Below are 15,504 nucleotides of genomic sequence, written 5' to 3'. Positions count from 1 at the left end.
GAGGTGGTTTCCCAGAAGAGTTCGCAAGCTTCATAGAGAGTCAATGGGACTAGCAGAGACCATGGTTCACACATAGCCCTGGAACAATGTATCAATATGACAATTTTGAGAGCGGCACATAACAAGTACGGACAACAGGGGCAGCCACACAGTGGCTGCCCCTGTTGTAGGCGTTATGCGGCCAGCGATATATCACAGAGTAAAGCGGTAAGGAATTTATGGGCACGGTGACGAACATTAGCAGGGCGAATTTTTCGATTGGTGATCTAGTTCATCATGAGCTCTTCGATTATCGCGGAGTTGTTGTAGATGTTGATGCTACTTTTCAATCAACGGAGGAATGGTACGAGACGGTTGCAAGGTCACGACCGCCCAAAGACAAGCCTTGGTACAACGTTCTAGTACATGGATCGGCACATAGCACTTACGTAGCCGAGAAGAATTTGGAGCGTGATACTAGTGCCGAGCCGATCGTTCATCCAGTACTCGCGCATTATTTTTCACGCTTTGAGAATGGGCGATATTTTCGAGAGGGCAGGGCCAATTAGAACTCAGCCGCATAACAAGACGCCCAAGTGTACTCCGGCCCTTCGGGCCTCCGTGGGACAGCCAAACGGTTGATTTTTCCGCCACTTAGCAAGGTGTTATGCATCCATGGCTGAGAAACGACGAGGTATGTATGAATCATAATTCCAGTCCAGTCAAACTCCGAGAGTTTCAGAATCATCATTTTGACTCCACTATCTGGAACGACGTAAATTTTAGAGATGATGATATTGTCATTTCAACCTATGCTAAATCAGGTACAACTTGGGTGCAGCAGATCATCGCTCAGCTATTGTTCAACGGTGAGGAAGGAATGGAAGTGGCAGAAATGTCACCATGGGTCGATTTAAGAATTCCGCCGAAGGAAGTAAAGCTTCCGATGATTGAGTCACAGGCTCATCGCAGGTTTCTGAAAACGCATCTACCAGTTGACGCGCTAGTTTTTTCTGACAAGGCTAAGTACATCTATATCGGCCGCGACGGTCGAGATGTTTTATGGAGTATGTATAACCACCATTCGACAGCGAATGAGGCTTGGTATGAAGCTTTGAATGAAACGCCAGGGAGAGTAGGACCACCTATCGAGCTTCCACCATCATCGATAACCCAGTATTACCATGACTGGCTCGATAAAGATGGGCATCCGTGGTGGCCGTTTTGGGAAAATGTTCGATCATGGTGGGCGATCAGAAATTTACCTAATGTTTATATCTTGCACTTCGCAAACCTTAAAATTGATATGCCTGGAGAAATTCGCCGGCTAGCAGCATTTATCGAAACCCCAATCGATGAAGCTAAATGGCCGTCCATACTGCACCACTGCAGTTTCGACTATATGAAAGAAAATGCCACAAAAAGCGTGCCTCTTGGCGGCGCATTTTGGAATGGAGGTGCACAAACTTTCATTCATAAAGGAACGAATGGTCGTTGGCGTGAGGTTCTCAGCGCGGAGGAGGCTTCCAAGTATGAGCGTCGTGCTGTAGACGAACTCGGTAGCGAATGTGCCCAGTGGCTCACAACGGGTGAAGTTCGATGAGAATAAGCAATCAGCCCAAAATGACATAACAAGTCAAAGCAGCAACGCCACTTCATGGCTGGACGCGCTAACGCGCGCCGCTGCTTGAGGCGTTAGACTTCCATAACCGCCGTCGTGGAAACTAGCAATAGAGAGAAATTAGCGGCAAAGCAGAGGAGAATGGTGATGAGTAAAATATTAAAAGAAGTAACATCTGCAAATGCTGATTACGCGGCTGACTTTGGAGATAAAGGTAATTTACCAATGCCTCCTGGGAGGCAGTTTGCAATACTTACATGCATGGATGCCCGTTTAGATCCTGCAAAATATGCAGGTCTTGCTGAAGGTGATGCCCATGTGATTCGCAATGCGGGGGGCCGAGCGAGTGATGACGCCATCCGTTCATTAGTGATTTCTTACAAATTACTGGGCACAAAAGAGTGGTTTGTTATCCATCATACTGATTGTGGAATGGAAACATTCACAACTGAAATCATAAGTGATTTGTTGTCTGGAAGTCTCAAAACCGCAAGCGTTGATGCCTCGGGTTGGCATGATAGCAATGCTGGCGGTGGTACAACTGATGGTAAGTACATCAATTGGTTAACTATCAGTGATCAAGGGAAAAGTGTCTTGGAGGATGTCCAACGAATCAGAAGTAACTCAATGGTTCCAAGTGATATTCCAATTTATGGTTATATCTATGACTGTAAAACGGGAAACCTCATGGAGGTTCCTGAAGCAACTGAAGCAGGTGAAGCAAGCTAAAACCTAACAAAAAAAATTCACGCGGGCTACCTAAAGCCGCATCGCTTCGCTCTGCGAATTTTGGCGCCCGGTGATTGCGACGTTAGCGGCTCTGAGGAGATTTCATGTTCAACTGGGATATCGTGGGTGCAATAGCAGAGGTTGTAGGTGCTCTTGGAGTGCTGATGACCCTTGCATATCTCGCGATACAAATCCGAGATAACACCCGAAGCCTACAGGCTGCCAGCCTAGAGTCAGTCCTCAACGGTCCACGAGACCGGTATTTTTTGCCGATGGCTTCGGATTCAGACATGGCGGACATCTATGCACGAGGACTAAATTCATTAGAGAATCTGGATGAAAAAGAAGTCAGAAGATTTTTCTACATGATGTACGAGCAGCTTTTCCAGCTGCAACAAGTTATGCATCTCCGTGAGCGTGAGTTGATTCCTGAAGTAGACTACGAGGCGTGGCTTGCATACACAGCCACGTTATTGAGATCTCCTGGAGGAGCGGCGATGTGGCCGCACTGTGAAAAAGTCATTACTCCGACTGTTTCAAACCTCGTAAACAAGGCTATTGCGGAGAATCCGGATGGCCCGTCTTTTATCGACTTGATCCCAATTTTTAAAACAGGCAAGCCCGGTGCGTAAGCCGCCTGACAAGAACGGGCAACAGGGGCAGCCGACAAGCGGCTGCCGTTGCCGCGGGCGTTAAGCGCCAGGAGGTACTGATACATGACGCTTTCAGAACTAGGATCTCTTGGAGAAATTGTAGGGTCGCTCGCGGTTCTGATTACCCTGGTAATTCTCGTGGTTCAAGTCCGTGGCGCCCGGACTGAAATGTCAGCCCAGATGACGCGTGAGATCAAGCGAGACAACAATGAAGCTTACCACCAGCTCATCCAAAACCCAGATTTGGTTAAGCTCCACATTCGAGGGCAGTCCGAGTTCGAAAGTCTTACCGATGCGGAGAAAGTCACGTGGGCAATCTGGCTGTTCACATGGATTAATCAAGCTGAAGATGCGTGGGTCGTCAGCCAAAGAGGAATGCCAAACATGGAGTGGGTCGAGACCTACGTAACCGGAGTTGCACTCGTCATCCGAAGCGATGGTGGGCAGGCCGTTTGGCCCAGACTTCGAGGGTTTTTCGATGAGACATTTGCGGAGGCCGTCGATCAGCGCGTGCGAGAAGGTAATGAATCCTTCCTTCAAGCGCTGTTGGACTAGTGCATAGAATGGACTGGCAGCGTCGCGTAACAAGTAAAGGAACCCGACGGCCTCGCCGCCGATTCTTTGAGCATTATGGGGCGAGGCGAATTACGGCGAGTCTGAGGGTGGAAAAGTTTTGAACTGGGACGCAATTATTGCATTTGCCGAAGTGATTGGTGCCCTGGCCGTACTAATAACGCTCGCCTATCTTGCGGTTCAAACCCGTGACAATGTGCGAGTCATGAGATCTAGGGCGGTGTGGGATGCTCAGGTTTCATTTGTGGAGGTAAATGAAGTCCTGGGAGACGGAGGCACCGTCAGTCAGCTCATATACAAGACTCTTTCTGACCCAGCGGAGTTGTCTTCCTATGAAAAGTATCTGGTACATCGTTTTTGCAGGGGCTGGTTTCAGAGAATGGAGGCACAATTTGCCCTTTACTCAGCCGGCATTCTTGATGAAGAGGTGTGGGAGCTTCGACGAGGGTATGCAAAGGGCATCCTAAACAACCCAGTGCTAGCGGAAGCTTGGGAGACGGATAAAGGAAGCTCGATGTTTACAAAAGCGTTTATTGAGTCGATTGATAGTGCCGGTGATGTACAAGTTCCTGGCTTTCTTGGTGTGGCTAGCTAGGTGGGTATGGAGGCTAGCCCGGGCGGGTTATACAGTGGTCCTAGCCTGTCGCACCGAAGCAAAAGCGCATGCCGCTATGGAAGAAATCAAGAGCAAAGTACCGTCAGCGACCTTGGATTTTATTCCTCTAGACCTTATTGATCGCGAGATCGCGCGGCTTAAGGCCAACGACTCACAGGAGTGCCGTAACTGTCATGAAGTGGACCATATGCAAGTGGCGCTGCAATCGAAGAAAGCACAAGCGTTTCATAAGGTGCTGCGCTCCGGTAAGAGCACCTGTATTGACTGTCATGCCGGGCTGACGCACACGGCTGAGTCTACGCCTAAGCCTCTTGAGCTTGGTGGCCTCTGAGGTCCTAGGTTAACCATTCCAAAGTGCTAGCCCGGTCGGACGTTTTGCGGCAAGCCGCATGGCCGCTACCTTGGTTATTCCCTTGATTTTGGTTGCCCTGCGTGGCACCGAGCTTCAAGGCGCGACGGTCTGATTTTGCTGCTGGGATAAAAAAGAGAGCCTATAGCTCCCGGGACAATTTACGTCCAATATGGCTTGCCGCTTATCAGCTATAGCTCAGATCAACCCCTAGGGTCCGTGGTGCGCCGTAAAAGTTTACCTAGAATCCAAAAGACCCACTAAGGTCCGCGACAAAGCTTCGATATTCTTCATCGCCAAGCTATTTTGGCTGTGTATTGCGGGGGCTCTAGTGGGATGTTCGGGGCTGCGCGTATACTATGCGCCCCAAAACTTTCATCAATAACAAGGATAGTTATCCATGATTACAGGTAAACAGCTTTACAGCACCCTCGCCGACGGCAAATTGACCGTAGAGATCGTAGAAAAAGAGTTTGCAGAGCCCAAGGGCAATCAGGTTCTGGTTCAGATGGAGGCGGCACCGATTAACCCGTCTGATCTCGCTATTCTTACCAGCGCTGCGGATCTTGAGAACGCCGAATACTCGCCAGGCAAGTTCGTTGCGGACATGCCAGAGCCTTTTTACAGTGCCCAAAAAGCACGCCACGGTCAGCGCCTTCCGGTTGGTAACGAAGGTGCGGGCACCGTAATCGCCACGGGTGATAGCGATGCTGCCAAAGCACTGATGGGCCAACGTGTTGCCTGTGTACCAGGCAATGCCTACTCGCAATACTGCTATGCCGATGCTGGTATGTCCCTGCCTTTGGGTGACATCTCCTGTGAAGACGGCGCTTCTGCCTTTGTTAACCCGATGACAGCTTTGGGCTTTGTCGAAACCGCAAAAATGGAAGGCCAAAGTGCGATTCTCCACACGGCGGCAGCCTCAAACCTGGGTCAGATGCTGGTGAAGATCTGTAAGGAAGACAATATTCCTCTCGTGAACATCGTTCGCAAAGCCGAGCACATTGACATGCTTAAAGGTCTTGGCGCAGAGCACGTGGTTAATTCATCCGACGATGACTACTTCAAGCAACTCAAGGCTGCAATCGAAACCACCGGCGCATACTACGGATTCGACCCCATCGGTGGTGGAAATGCAGTAGATACCTGCTTCAAGGCAATGGAGCAGGTCGCGGTCAGTAAGATGACTGAGTTCTCTCGCTATGGCTCGGAGCAGGCCAAGAAGATGTACATCTATGGCCGTCTTGATTTTTCTCCGACTGTGCTAACTCCAGCCTATGGTTTTGGCTGGACTTTGTCTGGTTGGTTGCTCACGCCGTTCCTGGCAAATGCGGGTATGGAGACCATGGTTCGTATGCGTCAGCGCGTACTTGCAGGTCTGACAACGACGTTCAAGAGCAGCTACAAGAGCCGGGTTAATTTGGAAGAGATGCTGACTCGTGAAGCGGCGCTGGATTACCGCACCATGAAGACCGGTGAGAAGTATCTGGTGACTCCTCACGCTTAAGCATTAACGTAGCGGCGGGCTCACCACCGGTGGGTCCTGCTTTGTGCAAAAAACCTCGCCCTTGGGTGAGGTTTTTTTGTTTTGGCGTTTCGGTTTCCTTTGGCCAGCTACGTTTGCAGGTCTAGCCGGGCGCCGTCACTTTTGGCCAGTGCTGAGTTAAGGCGTGAATAAGCTTGAGCGTCTTGAATCCATCAAGCCATTGATGAAACTGCTTCACAAAAGCGTCTCTGTCTGAACACTGCTTTTTTGCATGCGCCAAAAATTCTGCGAGCCCCAGACGCTCAAGCGCGATAAACGCTTCCGCGTGATCTCTCAGTGCTTTTTCAAAGTCATCCTTTTGAGTGCCGGGACTCCCATAATTTTCGACATAGCTTAGGACCGCAGCCAAAGCTTTGAAGCAGCGAGGGTCATAGAAATATCGAATGTCAGTGAGGCTCTCTTGCGATAAGAGCGTGGTCAATGCGGGTCCCGTACCAAACGGTACACGTTGGGATAAGCGCGCAGATAGTGATATTGGCGTGCAGCGCGGCGTGATCAACGGGCCTTGCTTAGCTATCTTGTTTAACAGGTAAAAATCTTCGCCGGCCGCTCGACGCGGAAAGCCCCGAACTTGCGCGTAGGCCGCAAAATTAACCGCAATGCAGCTGCCGATAGTATGAAACGCGTAGGGTGACCCCGCTTGGCGTAGCCCGTCTACGTAACTTTGAAGGTAGCGTTCATAAAGCGCTATCGCAGCGCGCTCCCGGGGATCGATAGGTGGTAAGTGGGTAAATGGATACGTGAGCGCCGCCCCTGTTTTCGCGGTTTTTGTTGCCTCAAAGTAATCCGGGGGCAGCTTGGCATCGGCATCGCTGCAATGAATCCAGTCACCGCGAACATGGCCCCTCGCGTGCAATGCAAGGGCGATGTCACAGCCTATTTTGCGTGCCAGACCCACGCCTTCTTTGGCCGGCAGCGGAGCGGGTCGTTCAACGGCCAGTACATGATTTTCCTCGGGTAGCTGCCTTAGGCTGGCGTTTGCGTCGCGAATACGCTGCTGTTCGGTTAGCGTTGAGAGATGCTCTCGTAGGGCGTCGTTAGCCTCGGAGCTTGTATCGGTATCGGGATGGTTAAGCACCAGTATCAGCAAGGTTTTCCTGTATTGACTGAGGTTCTCAAGAACCGCCGGCGACTCCCCATAGGCAGGTATGACGAGCACCTGTTCCCAGGACTCCGACCAGGTCGTCGCCAGGCATTCTCGCGCCTCGGGTTCTGCGTACCGAGTCAGATACTTGTGGACATTGCTCAATGCAAGGCAGCGCGCAGGGGTAATGCCCGCACAATCGCTGCTTCGTCCTCCAGCAATTCGTCCCAGCGCAGGGCCACCTTATCCTGGGCAAAATAGATTTCGGCCAACTCACGAAATAGCTCGAAATGCCGCTCCTCAGAGCGCGCGATAGCCTGATAAAATTTCTTTAGCGCTCCCCCCTCCAGGGCTTCGGCGACCAAGCCAAAGCGTTCGGCACCCCGGGCCTCGATAATCCCTGCAATGAGTAGTCTGTCCAGAAGATAGTCTTCTTTACCGTCACGCATCGATTTGCGAAAACTGATGACATAGGGGTCTTTTGCGTCAGCCGCGGTGCGACTGCCGCGCTTATGGATCCACTTGACCACTTCCCGGTAGTGAGAAAGTTCTTCGATGGCAAGGTCTGCCATGGCCTCGACCAGTTCGACGCGATCCGGATAATGAGACAGCATCGACATTGCCATGCCGGACGCTTTTTTCTCGGCGGCGGCATGGTCCTGAAGAAATCGATCAAAGTCTTTCAGAACGGTGTCTGTCCAGGCGCTGGGCGTCGCAAACAACAATGGGCTCTTCATTGTTTAATCGCTTTAGCCCAGTTCCTGGACGGCTCGAAACGCCTGATCGATAGCGACATGCGTGTATGCGGAGGCTCCGGCATCAGCGTTCGCGATGGCAATGTTTCCAAAGCTTTGCCGGGCAATCTCGTGAGGTGCCTCACCTGCGGCATAGTCCTCATCCCACAGGTCCAGATATTCATAGGCGTAGCCGTGGGGCCAGCGATTGACGGTGATAGCCAAAACATCCTTTTGCACATCAAAGCCTGCGGGGCCCAAAAGACCATCGAGAACCGTACGTATTTCACGCTCATAGTCCTCAAAGGAGAGTCCCAGCATGGTGGCCCGCGATGCGCGCAGCTGACTTTTCAAATCGACCGCTTCGGGCGGCGGGGAGATGGTGCCCCAAAAAATGAGTGACACCGGACCACTGTCATCAATGTCATGCTCATAGCCCCCGTTGTTGATCCCGCGAAACGTAAATAGCCGCGCGTGTAGCCGTCCAGGGCACGCCACCGCATCGATACCTAGTTTGTCCAGCGCGTCGGTATTGCGAATGAGAACGTTGCTTAAAAGCAGGGGGTGTTTGACCTGATACGCCAGAGCCTCGCGCTGCGTTTCCGGCAACTGCGGGCACAAGTGGGGGATGATACTGTGATAGCACGCCAACACGCAGTGCTTACTGCGCACCCGAAAAGTTCTGCCATCGGCGAAGTAGGTTACATCTGTGCCGTTTTCAGTGTTTGTGACATTAACGACCGTCGAACTAAGGCGTAGGCGTGCCGGGCTCTCTGCCTGGTCCAGTGCGTCGTAATCAAACTTTGCCAGGGCGACATTGTCCGCAGTCGTCCCCGGTGCTACCTCAGGAATAAGACGCGCCACTTGTAGCCGCGCCAGACTTGCATTGCCGTCAGGCCACATCGCCACCGGATAATTCCTGCCTTCGGTTTTCCAGTCTCCACCCGTTAGATGTTTGCCAGGAGCACCACTTTCCATGCCCTCCATGGCGGAGAGCGCGCGTATTTCGAGTCCCCAACTACCGTGCTGGAGCTTGGCAAACAGTGCGATAGCGTCTTCTGTGAGACCGCCGTGGAGACGTAAAAACTCGGTGTAGGAGATACTGCGCAGATAGACCTCGCGCTCATCCTCATCTTTGTCTTCAAAGATGTCCTGCGGCTCTCGGTAAAATTGTTTGAGTGACTCGCGACCCTCCTGGGAGATAGGCATCAGGTCGATCATAGCGTGGTCGAGTCGCTTACCCAGATCGCAGTTGTTCAGCAGTCGCGTATCGCCAAATGTTTCATCGTCGAACCACATAGCCGGACTGTTCGGAGCGCTATGTCCATATTCGAAGTCCATACGCCCGCGCATGGCTTTGACGTCCACATCATGCTCATCAAGAAACGCGTTTACGGTGTCACTGAAGTTCCACCACTCCAGATTGTGAGTACCCCCCATGGACAAGACCATCCGGCCGCCTTGATGAAACTCGTTGCGCTTGGCATGACCACCAAAATCGTCGTGATTCTCGATCAACAAGATGCGCGCATGCTGTCCAAAACGCTCTCGATAGTAGTGCGCAGTGGCAAGGCCTGAGATGCCGGCGCCGACAATCACAAGGTCATAGTTTTCGCCGGTGTCCTGGGGTTCCGGAAACCCTTTGCCTTCACGTGCAAGGGCGTGGGCCGCCTCAAAAGCCCCGGGATGGGAGCCGCGTAAGCCGGTTCGAACCGGCGGATAGTCCTTAGCAGAGGGTGGTGACTCTGAGCTGACGGCAGCGAGGCTCGCTGCCAGGCTCGCAGGTGCGAATGCGGCTGCCAGTGTCGCCAGTGCGGCATCGTGGATCAGATCACGGCGAGTGATCGATGTACGCATACCCAGAGCTTGATCGGTTTTTTTACTCATATTGCGGACTCATATTGCAGACTCGTAGCGCAGACTCATAATGCCTGTGGGTGCTAGCGATCAGCGTCGATCAAACTGCGGCAGCAATGGCAGCATCTCCCGCTTCAAAATCACGCCACAATGCCTCTTCAAGCCGTGCCATGAGTGGCTCGCGAATGCGTGCTTTTGTTCCTTTATGGGCCGGCATATTGAGGGCGGCAAAGCCTGTGGCAAGTTCTGCCGCTCGGGCGAGCAGTTGCGCTTCCTCTACCACCTCATCTAAGTAACCCACAGATACTGCACCTTCGGGATCGTAAATATGGGCTAAGCCGACCGCATTATTAAGCTGGGTTTCTTCAAGACGGGCGCGGGCCAGCTCGATACCAAACCACGGCAAGGTCATGCCAATGGCTACTTCGTTAAGGCCCAGCTTGTAGCTACCTTTCATGCCGACGCGATAGTCTGCAGACAGACACAGCAACGCGCCCATGGCCAGCGCATGACCGCTCACCGCGAGCACCACGGGTACATCAAAGGACAACAGACGCTTGGATAGCTCAGCGCCCTGACGAAGGAGGCTCACCATCGCATCGCCACCGCCGCCCATCACCGACAGATCAAAGCCTGCGGAAAATTTGCCGGGCCGACCTGCAATGATCACCACTTTGCCTGCTGCTTGGGCAGCATCAAGACCTGTGTTGAGTGCTTCGAACATCGCGAAGGACAGGGCATTGGCCTTGCCGTCATCCATGCTGAGGAGGACGTAGGACTCTTCTTCGTTTACGGTGACCAGTTCAGACATGGCTTGATTCCTTTTTCTACAAAAGCGTTACGCGGTGAATTTCAGGGGTAAACAAAGATCGCCTTGCCTTGTCTTAAGGCCAGCCCGCCCCGGGTACCTCGACTCGGATCGTTTCGATCTTGCCTGTGCGCTGGGCCGATACGACGGTGTGATCGCTATCTTTGGCTGTAATCATAAAGAGATCCCGGCCGTCATCGCCTCCGAGCATACAGGCATAGCAATTTTGGCTGGTCTCTATGGTTTGGAGCCGGCCCCCGCCTTCGGCAAACAACACGCACTCTGTGGCAAGCGCGTTGGCGACCCAGACATTGTTGTCGGCATCCAGACAGATACCGTCTGGCGCAAACAAACCCAACTCCGCCCATACCCGTCGGTTGGATAAATGGCCATGGGCGTCAATATCAAATGCGCTGAGGCGCATGGCAAGGGTTTCTGCAATGATCAGTGTCTTGCCATCTGCCGTGATAACGCTGCCATTGGGAAAATGCATGTCATCCGACGCGACGTGAACGCTGCCATCAAGGTCCACACGCACCAGATGGGTGGCGGGGTGATCGGCTAAAACGGCTTCGACGCCGCGCGTTGCCATATGCTCGTCAAGATCAAAGCCAAAATTACCCACATAAGCACGGCCTTGGCCATCGACCACCATGTCGTTGCACAGATGCTTAGCGTATTGCGAGAGGTCTGCATGAGGGACTAATGCGCCATTCTCCTCTCGGAGTACTTTGAGCGCCTTCATAGAAACTACGAGTAGCTGGCCGTTTGGCAACCATCCCAATCCCGAAGGCTGGTCGTCGAGTTGGTGTTCGATGCGAACTTTGCCACTCAAGTCGCTAGATTTGACAGCATGATCGTAGAAGTCGCTGAACCACAGGCGTCCCTTGTGCCAGCGCGGGCCCTCTCCAAAGTACAGTCCTTCGATAAGTGTGGTGGCGTTTGGCATCCTACTCTCCGCTAGTTTTGTATTTATTGTGTGCTGAGCAAATTCTGAGTTCAGCCTTAGGACATTATGAGGGCAAGAAAGAGGATCAGTCCGCTACCCGCAGAAATGAGTGTTCTGGTTCGCAAGCGCGGAGATGATAAACCCAGCCACACTCCACTGAGGATGATGAACAGCATTCCGGTGGCAAACACCTTTTGGAATTCACGATACATAGAAGGCCCGTGGCCAAAGTGCAGTTCCTGCATGCGCTTTTGAAAGCTCGGTTGGTTGCGGCTTACCGTAACGCTATCGCCATCCACCGTAAGGCCATAGTAGCTGCGTGAGGTGGGGCGTGTGATTAGCGTATCGCCCCGGGTGATGACGTAATCAAAGCCAAAATCTTCGATGCCAGCGCTGCGAAGCGCGGTCAAAACTGCCTCTTTGCTGGGATCGGCCATGAGGGCAACGCCGCCATTAATTTGAGCTACCTCTGTTGTCTCTAGAGAGCCTTTGACGCCCAATAGATACATGCCGCCAGAAAACGCGACCAGAACCACGACGGCGGCAAAAAACGACGACAGATAAAGATGGATATTGATAAGTAGGGGGCGACCCATGAGTTGTTCCTCCAAAGGCAGGGATTTAAGGAAAGTGAGCGGCGATGCTACGTGATCTGGCTGCTCGGGCAAAGCGCCTGTTGCCTATTCGCCCCGATCAAAAATCGGCGTCACAACATCGCTAAACGACTCAGCCATGCGCTCACGAATCAGCTGAGCCAAGGCCTGGTAAAGGTGCCTCACCGGACTACCGGTGCGATACACCAGTGCGTGTTCTCTGTAGAGCCTTGAGCCCTCAATACGAATGACGTCCAGTTCCTCCGGACGATGAAGTTCCGAACGGATGTACAGCGCGGGCAAGAAGGCGACGCCCATACCCATCACGACCATCTGCCGTAACGTATCCAGACTAGTGCCTTCGTAGTCACGGTTGAGCACAGCGCCGGTGCGCTCGCAGATTCGCTGGACCTCCTGATACAGCTGATGACGCTCATCCAAACTCAGGATACTCATACCCGCCAATTCTTGCTCCTGAAGCACGCCGTCCACCGCCAAACCGGCCTCTTTAGAGGCAACCAGCAGAAGGGGTTCGCGAAACAGCACCTCTACAGCCAGATTACTGGATTTGAGAGGCAGCGGGACTAATGCCAAATCGTGGCGCCCTTCTTTCACTCCTGCTTCTAACTGACTTGGCGGTTCTTCGCGGACGTACAGCTTGAGCCGGTCGAATTGCTTGTGGATCGCAGGAACGATGTTGGGGAGTAGATAGGGGCCCAACGTCGGCGGTACGCCCATTCGGTGGGTCGAGGCGGCGGTGTCCGACAAGGTATGGGCGAGTTCCTGCATCTCGTGCCATTGAGCGATCAATTGCTTCGCGACGGGGAGTAGTTGCCGCCCCGCGGGGGTGAGCTGAGTGACCCGGCGCGTTCGCTCAAACAGCGTGACGCCCAGGCTCTTTTCCAGGGCCGCTAACTGTGTGGAAAGCGTTGGTTGGGCGATATGAAGACGATCAGCAGCCCGTCGAATGGACTGAGTTTCGGCTACAGCTTGAAAGTATTGAACCTGCTTGATTGTCGCCATGGAGTGGCTCCGACAGCTACCGGCTATATAGGTAAAAACTATAACAGAAAAGAAAAGCTTGTATTTGTTTTACATTTCACAAGATCCATAGTGGGCGCGTCAAGTAAGAAATCCCTCATCAACCGGAGAAGGACCCAAGAATGCGATCGTTATTGAAGTTTGATCTGACCCACCTCCGCGGAGACGTCTATGGTGGGTTGACTGCCGGTGTTGTTGCCATTCCTTTGGCACTGGCCTTCGGTGTTGCATCAGGCCTAGGTCCCATTGCCGGTATGTACGGTGCCATTATCGTTGGTTTCTTTGCGGCCATGCTTGGTGGAACTCCGACGAACGTTTCCGGGCCAACGGGTCCCATAGTCGTTGTTCTGGCAGGGTTGTTTGCGAGTCTTTCTGGCGATGTCGGCCTGATTTTCACCGCGGTGATGCTCGCCGGCCTGTTTCAGATTGTGTTTGGCGCCATTGGCTTCGGTAGTTACATCCGCTTGGTGCCGTACCCCGTGGTATCCGGCTTTATGAGCGGCATCGGTGTCATCATTATTATTCTTCAGGCCGATGCTTTCTTTGGCCATGAGTCGCCCTCGGGCACCTTGAACGCCCTAGCGCACCTGCCCACGGTGTTATCGGACATCAACTATTCGGCGCTGGTTGTGGGTGCCGTGACACTATTTGTCGCCTACAAATGGCCCACTAAATGGGGGGTTTACGTTCCTGGGGCTTTGGCCGCGCTAGCCATTGGTACGGTACTGAGCCTGTTCATGCCCATCATGCCTATCCTGGGCAGCATTCCTTCGGGTCTTCCGTCATTCCACATGCCGGTTTTCGATCAGTCGGCCATGATGCTGGTGATAGAAGCGGCCTTTATCTTAGCGGTGCTGGGTTCCATTGATAGCCTGCTGACCTCGCTGGTCGCCGACAATATGACCCGCTCCCGTCACGACTCCAACAGAGAGCTTATCGGCCAGGGCATTGGTAATGCAGTAGCGGGTTTGTTCGGCGGTATCGCCGGTGCCGGTGCAACCATGCGCACGGTCATCAACATTCGGTCCGGTGGTGTCACTCGTCTCTCCGGCATGATTCACTCTCTTGTGCTCATCGCCGTGCTCCTCGGTGTTGGGTCGGTCGCTTCTGTGATTCCCCACGCGGCGCTGGCCGGAGTATTGGTCAAAGTTGGCATGGATATCATCGACTTTAGCTACCTCAAGCGCGCGCACCGCGGGCCTCGTTGGGATCTAGCTCTCATGGCGCTGGTATTGGGTCTTACGGTATTCGTGGACCTCATCACTGCGGTTGGCGCTGGTGTCGTACTGGCTGCTCTGGCCTATGTGCAGCAAGTTGCCAAGATTCAGCTCGACGAGCTGGCGTCTCGACCCCATGCGCAAACCTCAGAAGAAGAGCGTTCACTGCTGGAGCGCCTGGGCACGCAGGTCACCATCTTTGAGTTTGGCGGTCCTCTGAGCTTTGGTGCGGCTGCTGACGTGGGCCACCATGTTCGCGAGCGTTACAAAGATGCCACGCACTCCATCATTCTGGACTTCAACCGCGTGCCCTATCTGGATGTGTCTGCAGCGCGGGCGGTAGAGACCATCGCTGACGACGCCCATAAAGCGGGCAAGCGCGTGTACATCGCTGGTATGGCGCAGTCTATTCAAGACACATTGAGCAGTCTCGGTTCAGATGAAAGTCTGACTGACGACGCACATTACGAAACCCGATTTGAGGCCCTGCAAGCAATCGCCGCTCGCAGTGGGACCGATGAACGTGGTCGCCCTGCGCGACTAGTTGCGGCCAACTAACCCTAGTACCCAAGCACTGTTGTTGACACGTAATCCAAGGAAATCAACATGACCGAAGCAAATGTAATGAAGTTTTTTCAGCGCTGGAACGATGCTCTGGCAACGGGTAACCCCGACGCTGTGACGGCCTTATATGCTGACGATGCGATCTTGCTACCCACGGTGTCCAATCAGGTTCGGCATAATCACGAAGAGATTCGCGATTACTTCGTGAATTTTCTCGCCAGGAAGCCCGAGGGAACTATCGAGGAAGCTAATATCCGTTTTCTCGCCGATGGCCTTGCGATTAACTCCGGGGTCTATACCTTTACTTTTGGCGACGAGTCGCAAGTAACCGCCCGATTCACCTACCTTTATCGCAAGATAGATGGCGAGTGGAAAATCGTCGAGCATCATAGTTCTGCGATGCCGGAAGCGGCGAATGAGTCACAGCAAGATTCTGTTGCTGCTTAAGCTACACGCTTACTAGTAATAAAATAGGGCGCTTAAAGCGCCTTATTTATGGAGTGAGATGACTTGTGCGATGCTCAGGCTGCGGCAGTCATTGGCCCTGCATTTGCCGACCAATGTAGCCCGGGTAAATCACGATCTCATCGC

General features: G+C 53.1%; 17 protein-coding genes. 10 read left to right on the top strand and 7 right to left on the bottom strand.

From position 1 onward, the window contains the following. Positions 1–218: 218 nt before the first annotated feature. From hspQ to ACI9KD_RS14430, 8 genes are all read left to right on the top strand, one after another. Entirely contained in the window at positions 219–548 is a 330-nt protein-coding gene (gene hspQ / locus ACI9KD_RS14465; RefSeq protein WP_414981883.1) for a heat shock protein HspQ, read from the top strand. Positions 549–679: 131 nt separating this feature from the next. Further along, positions 680–1,582, top strand: coding sequence for a sulfotransferase domain-containing protein (locus tag ACI9KD_RS14460; RefSeq protein ID WP_414981882.1), 903 nt, complete (start codon positions 680–682; stop codon positions 1,580–1,582). A gap of 165 nt (positions 1,583–1,747) precedes the next feature. Next, entirely contained in the window at positions 1,748–2,329 is a 582-nt protein-coding gene (locus ACI9KD_RS14455) for a beta-class carbonic anhydrase (RefSeq protein ID WP_414981881.1), read from the top strand. Between the two features lie 104 nt (positions 2,330–2,433). After that, a complete protein-coding gene (locus ACI9KD_RS14450) occupies positions 2,434–2,961 on the top strand; it encodes a hypothetical protein (protein ID WP_414981880.1) in 528 nt (175 codons plus the stop codon). 84 nt (positions 2,962–3,045) lie between these two features. Beyond that, the gene (locus tag ACI9KD_RS14445; RefSeq protein ID WP_414981879.1) at positions 3,046–3,537 is read left to right on the top strand and encodes a hypothetical protein; all 492 of its coding nucleotides are present in this window, start codon (positions 3,046–3,048) and stop codon (positions 3,535–3,537) included. Positions 3,538–3,655: 118 nt separating this feature from the next. Further along, complete coding sequence (locus ACI9KD_RS14440) at positions 3,656–4,150, top strand: hypothetical protein (RefSeq protein WP_414981878.1); 495 nt, start codon at positions 3,656–3,658, stop codon at positions 4,148–4,150. Between the two features lie 76 nt (positions 4,151–4,226). Then, positions 4,227–4,502 carry a NapC/NirT family cytochrome c gene (locus ACI9KD_RS14435; protein WP_414981877.1) on the top strand — a complete coding sequence of 92 codons (276 nt, stop codon included), beginning with the start codon at positions 4,227–4,229 and terminating at the stop codon, positions 4,500–4,502. Between the two features lie 418 nt (positions 4,503–4,920). Further along, entirely contained in the window at positions 4,921–6,027 is a 1,107-nt protein-coding gene (locus ACI9KD_RS14430; RefSeq protein WP_414981876.1) for a zinc-binding dehydrogenase, read from the top strand. 121 nt (positions 6,028–6,148) lie between these two features. On the opposite strand, the gene ACI9KD_RS14425 is transcribed toward ACI9KD_RS14430, so the two are convergent. The 7 genes from ACI9KD_RS14425 to ACI9KD_RS14395 all read right to left on the bottom strand — a co-directional run bounded on the left by ACI9KD_RS14425 (position 6,149) and on the right by ACI9KD_RS14395 (position 13,114). Then, positions 6,149–7,315 (bottom strand): hypothetical protein, encoded by a 1,167-nt coding sequence (locus ACI9KD_RS14425; protein ID WP_414981875.1) that lies wholly within the window; start codon positions 7,313–7,315, stop codon positions 6,149–6,151. Next, positions 7,312–7,887, bottom strand: coding sequence for a tRNA-(ms[2]io[6]A)-hydroxylase (locus ACI9KD_RS14420; RefSeq protein ID WP_414981874.1), 576 nt, complete (start codon positions 7,885–7,887; stop codon positions 7,312–7,314). The genes ACI9KD_RS14425 and ACI9KD_RS14420 overlap by 4 nt, the downstream gene beginning before the upstream one ends. 12 nt (positions 7,888–7,899) lie before the next feature. Continuing rightward, entirely contained in the window at positions 7,900–9,771 is a 1,872-nt protein-coding gene (locus ACI9KD_RS14415) for an NAD(P)-binding protein (RefSeq protein WP_414981873.1), read from the bottom strand. A gap of 70 nt (positions 9,772–9,841) precedes the next feature. Next, the gene (locus tag ACI9KD_RS14410) at positions 9,842–10,552 is read right to left on the bottom strand and encodes a crotonase/enoyl-CoA hydratase family protein (RefSeq protein ID WP_414981872.1); all 711 of its coding nucleotides are present in this window, start codon (positions 10,550–10,552) and stop codon (positions 9,842–9,844) included. A gap of 73 nt (positions 10,553–10,625) precedes the next feature. Then, the gene (locus ACI9KD_RS14405) at positions 10,626–11,498 is read right to left on the bottom strand and encodes an SMP-30/gluconolactonase/LRE family protein (RefSeq protein ID WP_414981871.1); all 873 of its coding nucleotides are present in this window, start codon (positions 11,496–11,498) and stop codon (positions 10,626–10,628) included. A gap of 56 nt (positions 11,499–11,554) precedes the next feature. After that, positions 11,555–12,094: a hypothetical protein gene (locus ACI9KD_RS14400; RefSeq protein WP_414981870.1), complete on the bottom strand. Its 540-nt coding sequence runs from the start codon at positions 12,092–12,094 to the stop codon at positions 11,555–11,557. An 84-nt stretch (positions 12,095–12,178) separates the two neighbouring features. Continuing rightward, positions 12,179–13,114, bottom strand: coding sequence for a hydrogen peroxide-inducible genes activator (locus ACI9KD_RS14395; protein ID WP_414981869.1), 936 nt, complete (start codon positions 13,112–13,114; stop codon positions 12,179–12,181). Positions 13,115–13,254: 140 nt separating this feature from the next. Here ACI9KD_RS14395 and ACI9KD_RS14390 point away from each other — a divergent pair, with 140 nt between their 5' ends. Beyond that, positions 13,255–14,907 (top strand): SulP family inorganic anion transporter, encoded by a 1,653-nt coding sequence (locus tag ACI9KD_RS14390; RefSeq protein WP_414981868.1) that lies wholly within the window; start codon positions 13,255–13,257, stop codon positions 14,905–14,907. 48 nt (positions 14,908–14,955) lie between these two features. After that, complete coding sequence (locus ACI9KD_RS14385) at positions 14,956–15,360, top strand: SgcJ/EcaC family oxidoreductase (protein WP_414981867.1); 405 nt, start codon at positions 14,956–14,958, stop codon at positions 15,358–15,360. The last annotated feature ends 144 nt before the right edge of the window (positions 15,361–15,504 follow it).

This window comes from Congregibacter sp., assembly GCF_047617445.1.
Classification (GTDB): Bacteria; Pseudomonadota; Gammaproteobacteria; order Pseudomonadales; family Halieaceae; genus Congregibacter.
The sequence above is the reverse complement of the archived record's forward strand: the minus strand, read 5'-3'. Positions and strand labels throughout refer to the sequence as shown.

What these genes read in the sequence shown, in the direction of transcription:
- hspQ (WP_414981883.1), top strand. Translation starts at nt 219, where the DNA reads ATGGGCACGGTGACGAACATTAGCAGGGCGAATTTTTCGATTGGTGAT.
- ACI9KD_RS14460 (WP_414981882.1), top strand. Translation starts at nt 680, where the DNA reads ATGAATCATAATTCCAGTCCAGTCAAACTCCGAGAGTTTCAGAATCAT.
- ACI9KD_RS14455 (WP_414981881.1), top strand. Translation starts at nt 1,748, where the DNA reads ATGAGTAAAATATTAAAAGAAGTAACATCTGCAAATGCTGATTACGCG.
- ACI9KD_RS14450 (WP_414981880.1), top strand. Translation starts at nt 2,434, where the DNA reads ATGTTCAACTGGGATATCGTGGGTGCAATAGCAGAGGTTGTAGGTGCT.
- ACI9KD_RS14445 (WP_414981879.1), top strand. Translation starts at nt 3,046, where the DNA reads ATGACGCTTTCAGAACTAGGATCTCTTGGAGAAATTGTAGGGTCGCTC.
- ACI9KD_RS14435 (WP_414981877.1), top strand. Translation starts at nt 4,227, where the DNA reads ATGGAAGAAATCAAGAGCAAAGTACCGTCAGCGACCTTGGATTTTATT.
- ACI9KD_RS14430 (WP_414981876.1), top strand. Translation starts at nt 4,921, where the DNA reads ATGATTACAGGTAAACAGCTTTACAGCACCCTCGCCGACGGCAAATTG.
- ACI9KD_RS14420 (WP_414981874.1), bottom strand. Translation starts at nt 7,887, where the DNA reads ATGAAGAGCCCATTGTTGTTTGCGACGCCCAGCGCCTGGACAGACACC.
- ACI9KD_RS14415 (WP_414981873.1), bottom strand. Translation starts at nt 9,771, where the DNA reads ATGAGTAAAAAAACCGATCAAGCTCTGGGTATGCGTACATCGATCACT.
- ACI9KD_RS14410 (WP_414981872.1), bottom strand. Translation starts at nt 10,552, where the DNA reads ATGTCTGAACTGGTCACCGTAAACGAAGAAGAGTCCTACGTCCTCCTC.
- ACI9KD_RS14405 (WP_414981871.1), bottom strand. Translation starts at nt 11,498, where the DNA reads ATGCCAAACGCCACCACACTTATCGAAGGACTGTACTTTGGAGAGGGC.
- ACI9KD_RS14400 (WP_414981870.1), bottom strand. Translation starts at nt 12,094, where the DNA reads ATGGGTCGCCCCCTACTTATCAATATCCATCTTTATCTGTCGTCGTTT.
- ACI9KD_RS14395 (WP_414981869.1), bottom strand. Translation starts at nt 13,114, where the DNA reads ATGGCGACAATCAAGCAGGTTCAATACTTTCAAGCTGTAGCCGAAACT.
- ACI9KD_RS14390 (WP_414981868.1), top strand. Translation starts at nt 13,255, where the DNA reads ATGCGATCGTTATTGAAGTTTGATCTGACCCACCTCCGCGGAGACGTC.
- ACI9KD_RS14385 (WP_414981867.1), top strand. Translation starts at nt 14,956, where the DNA reads ATGACCGAAGCAAATGTAATGAAGTTTTTTCAGCGCTGGAACGATGCT.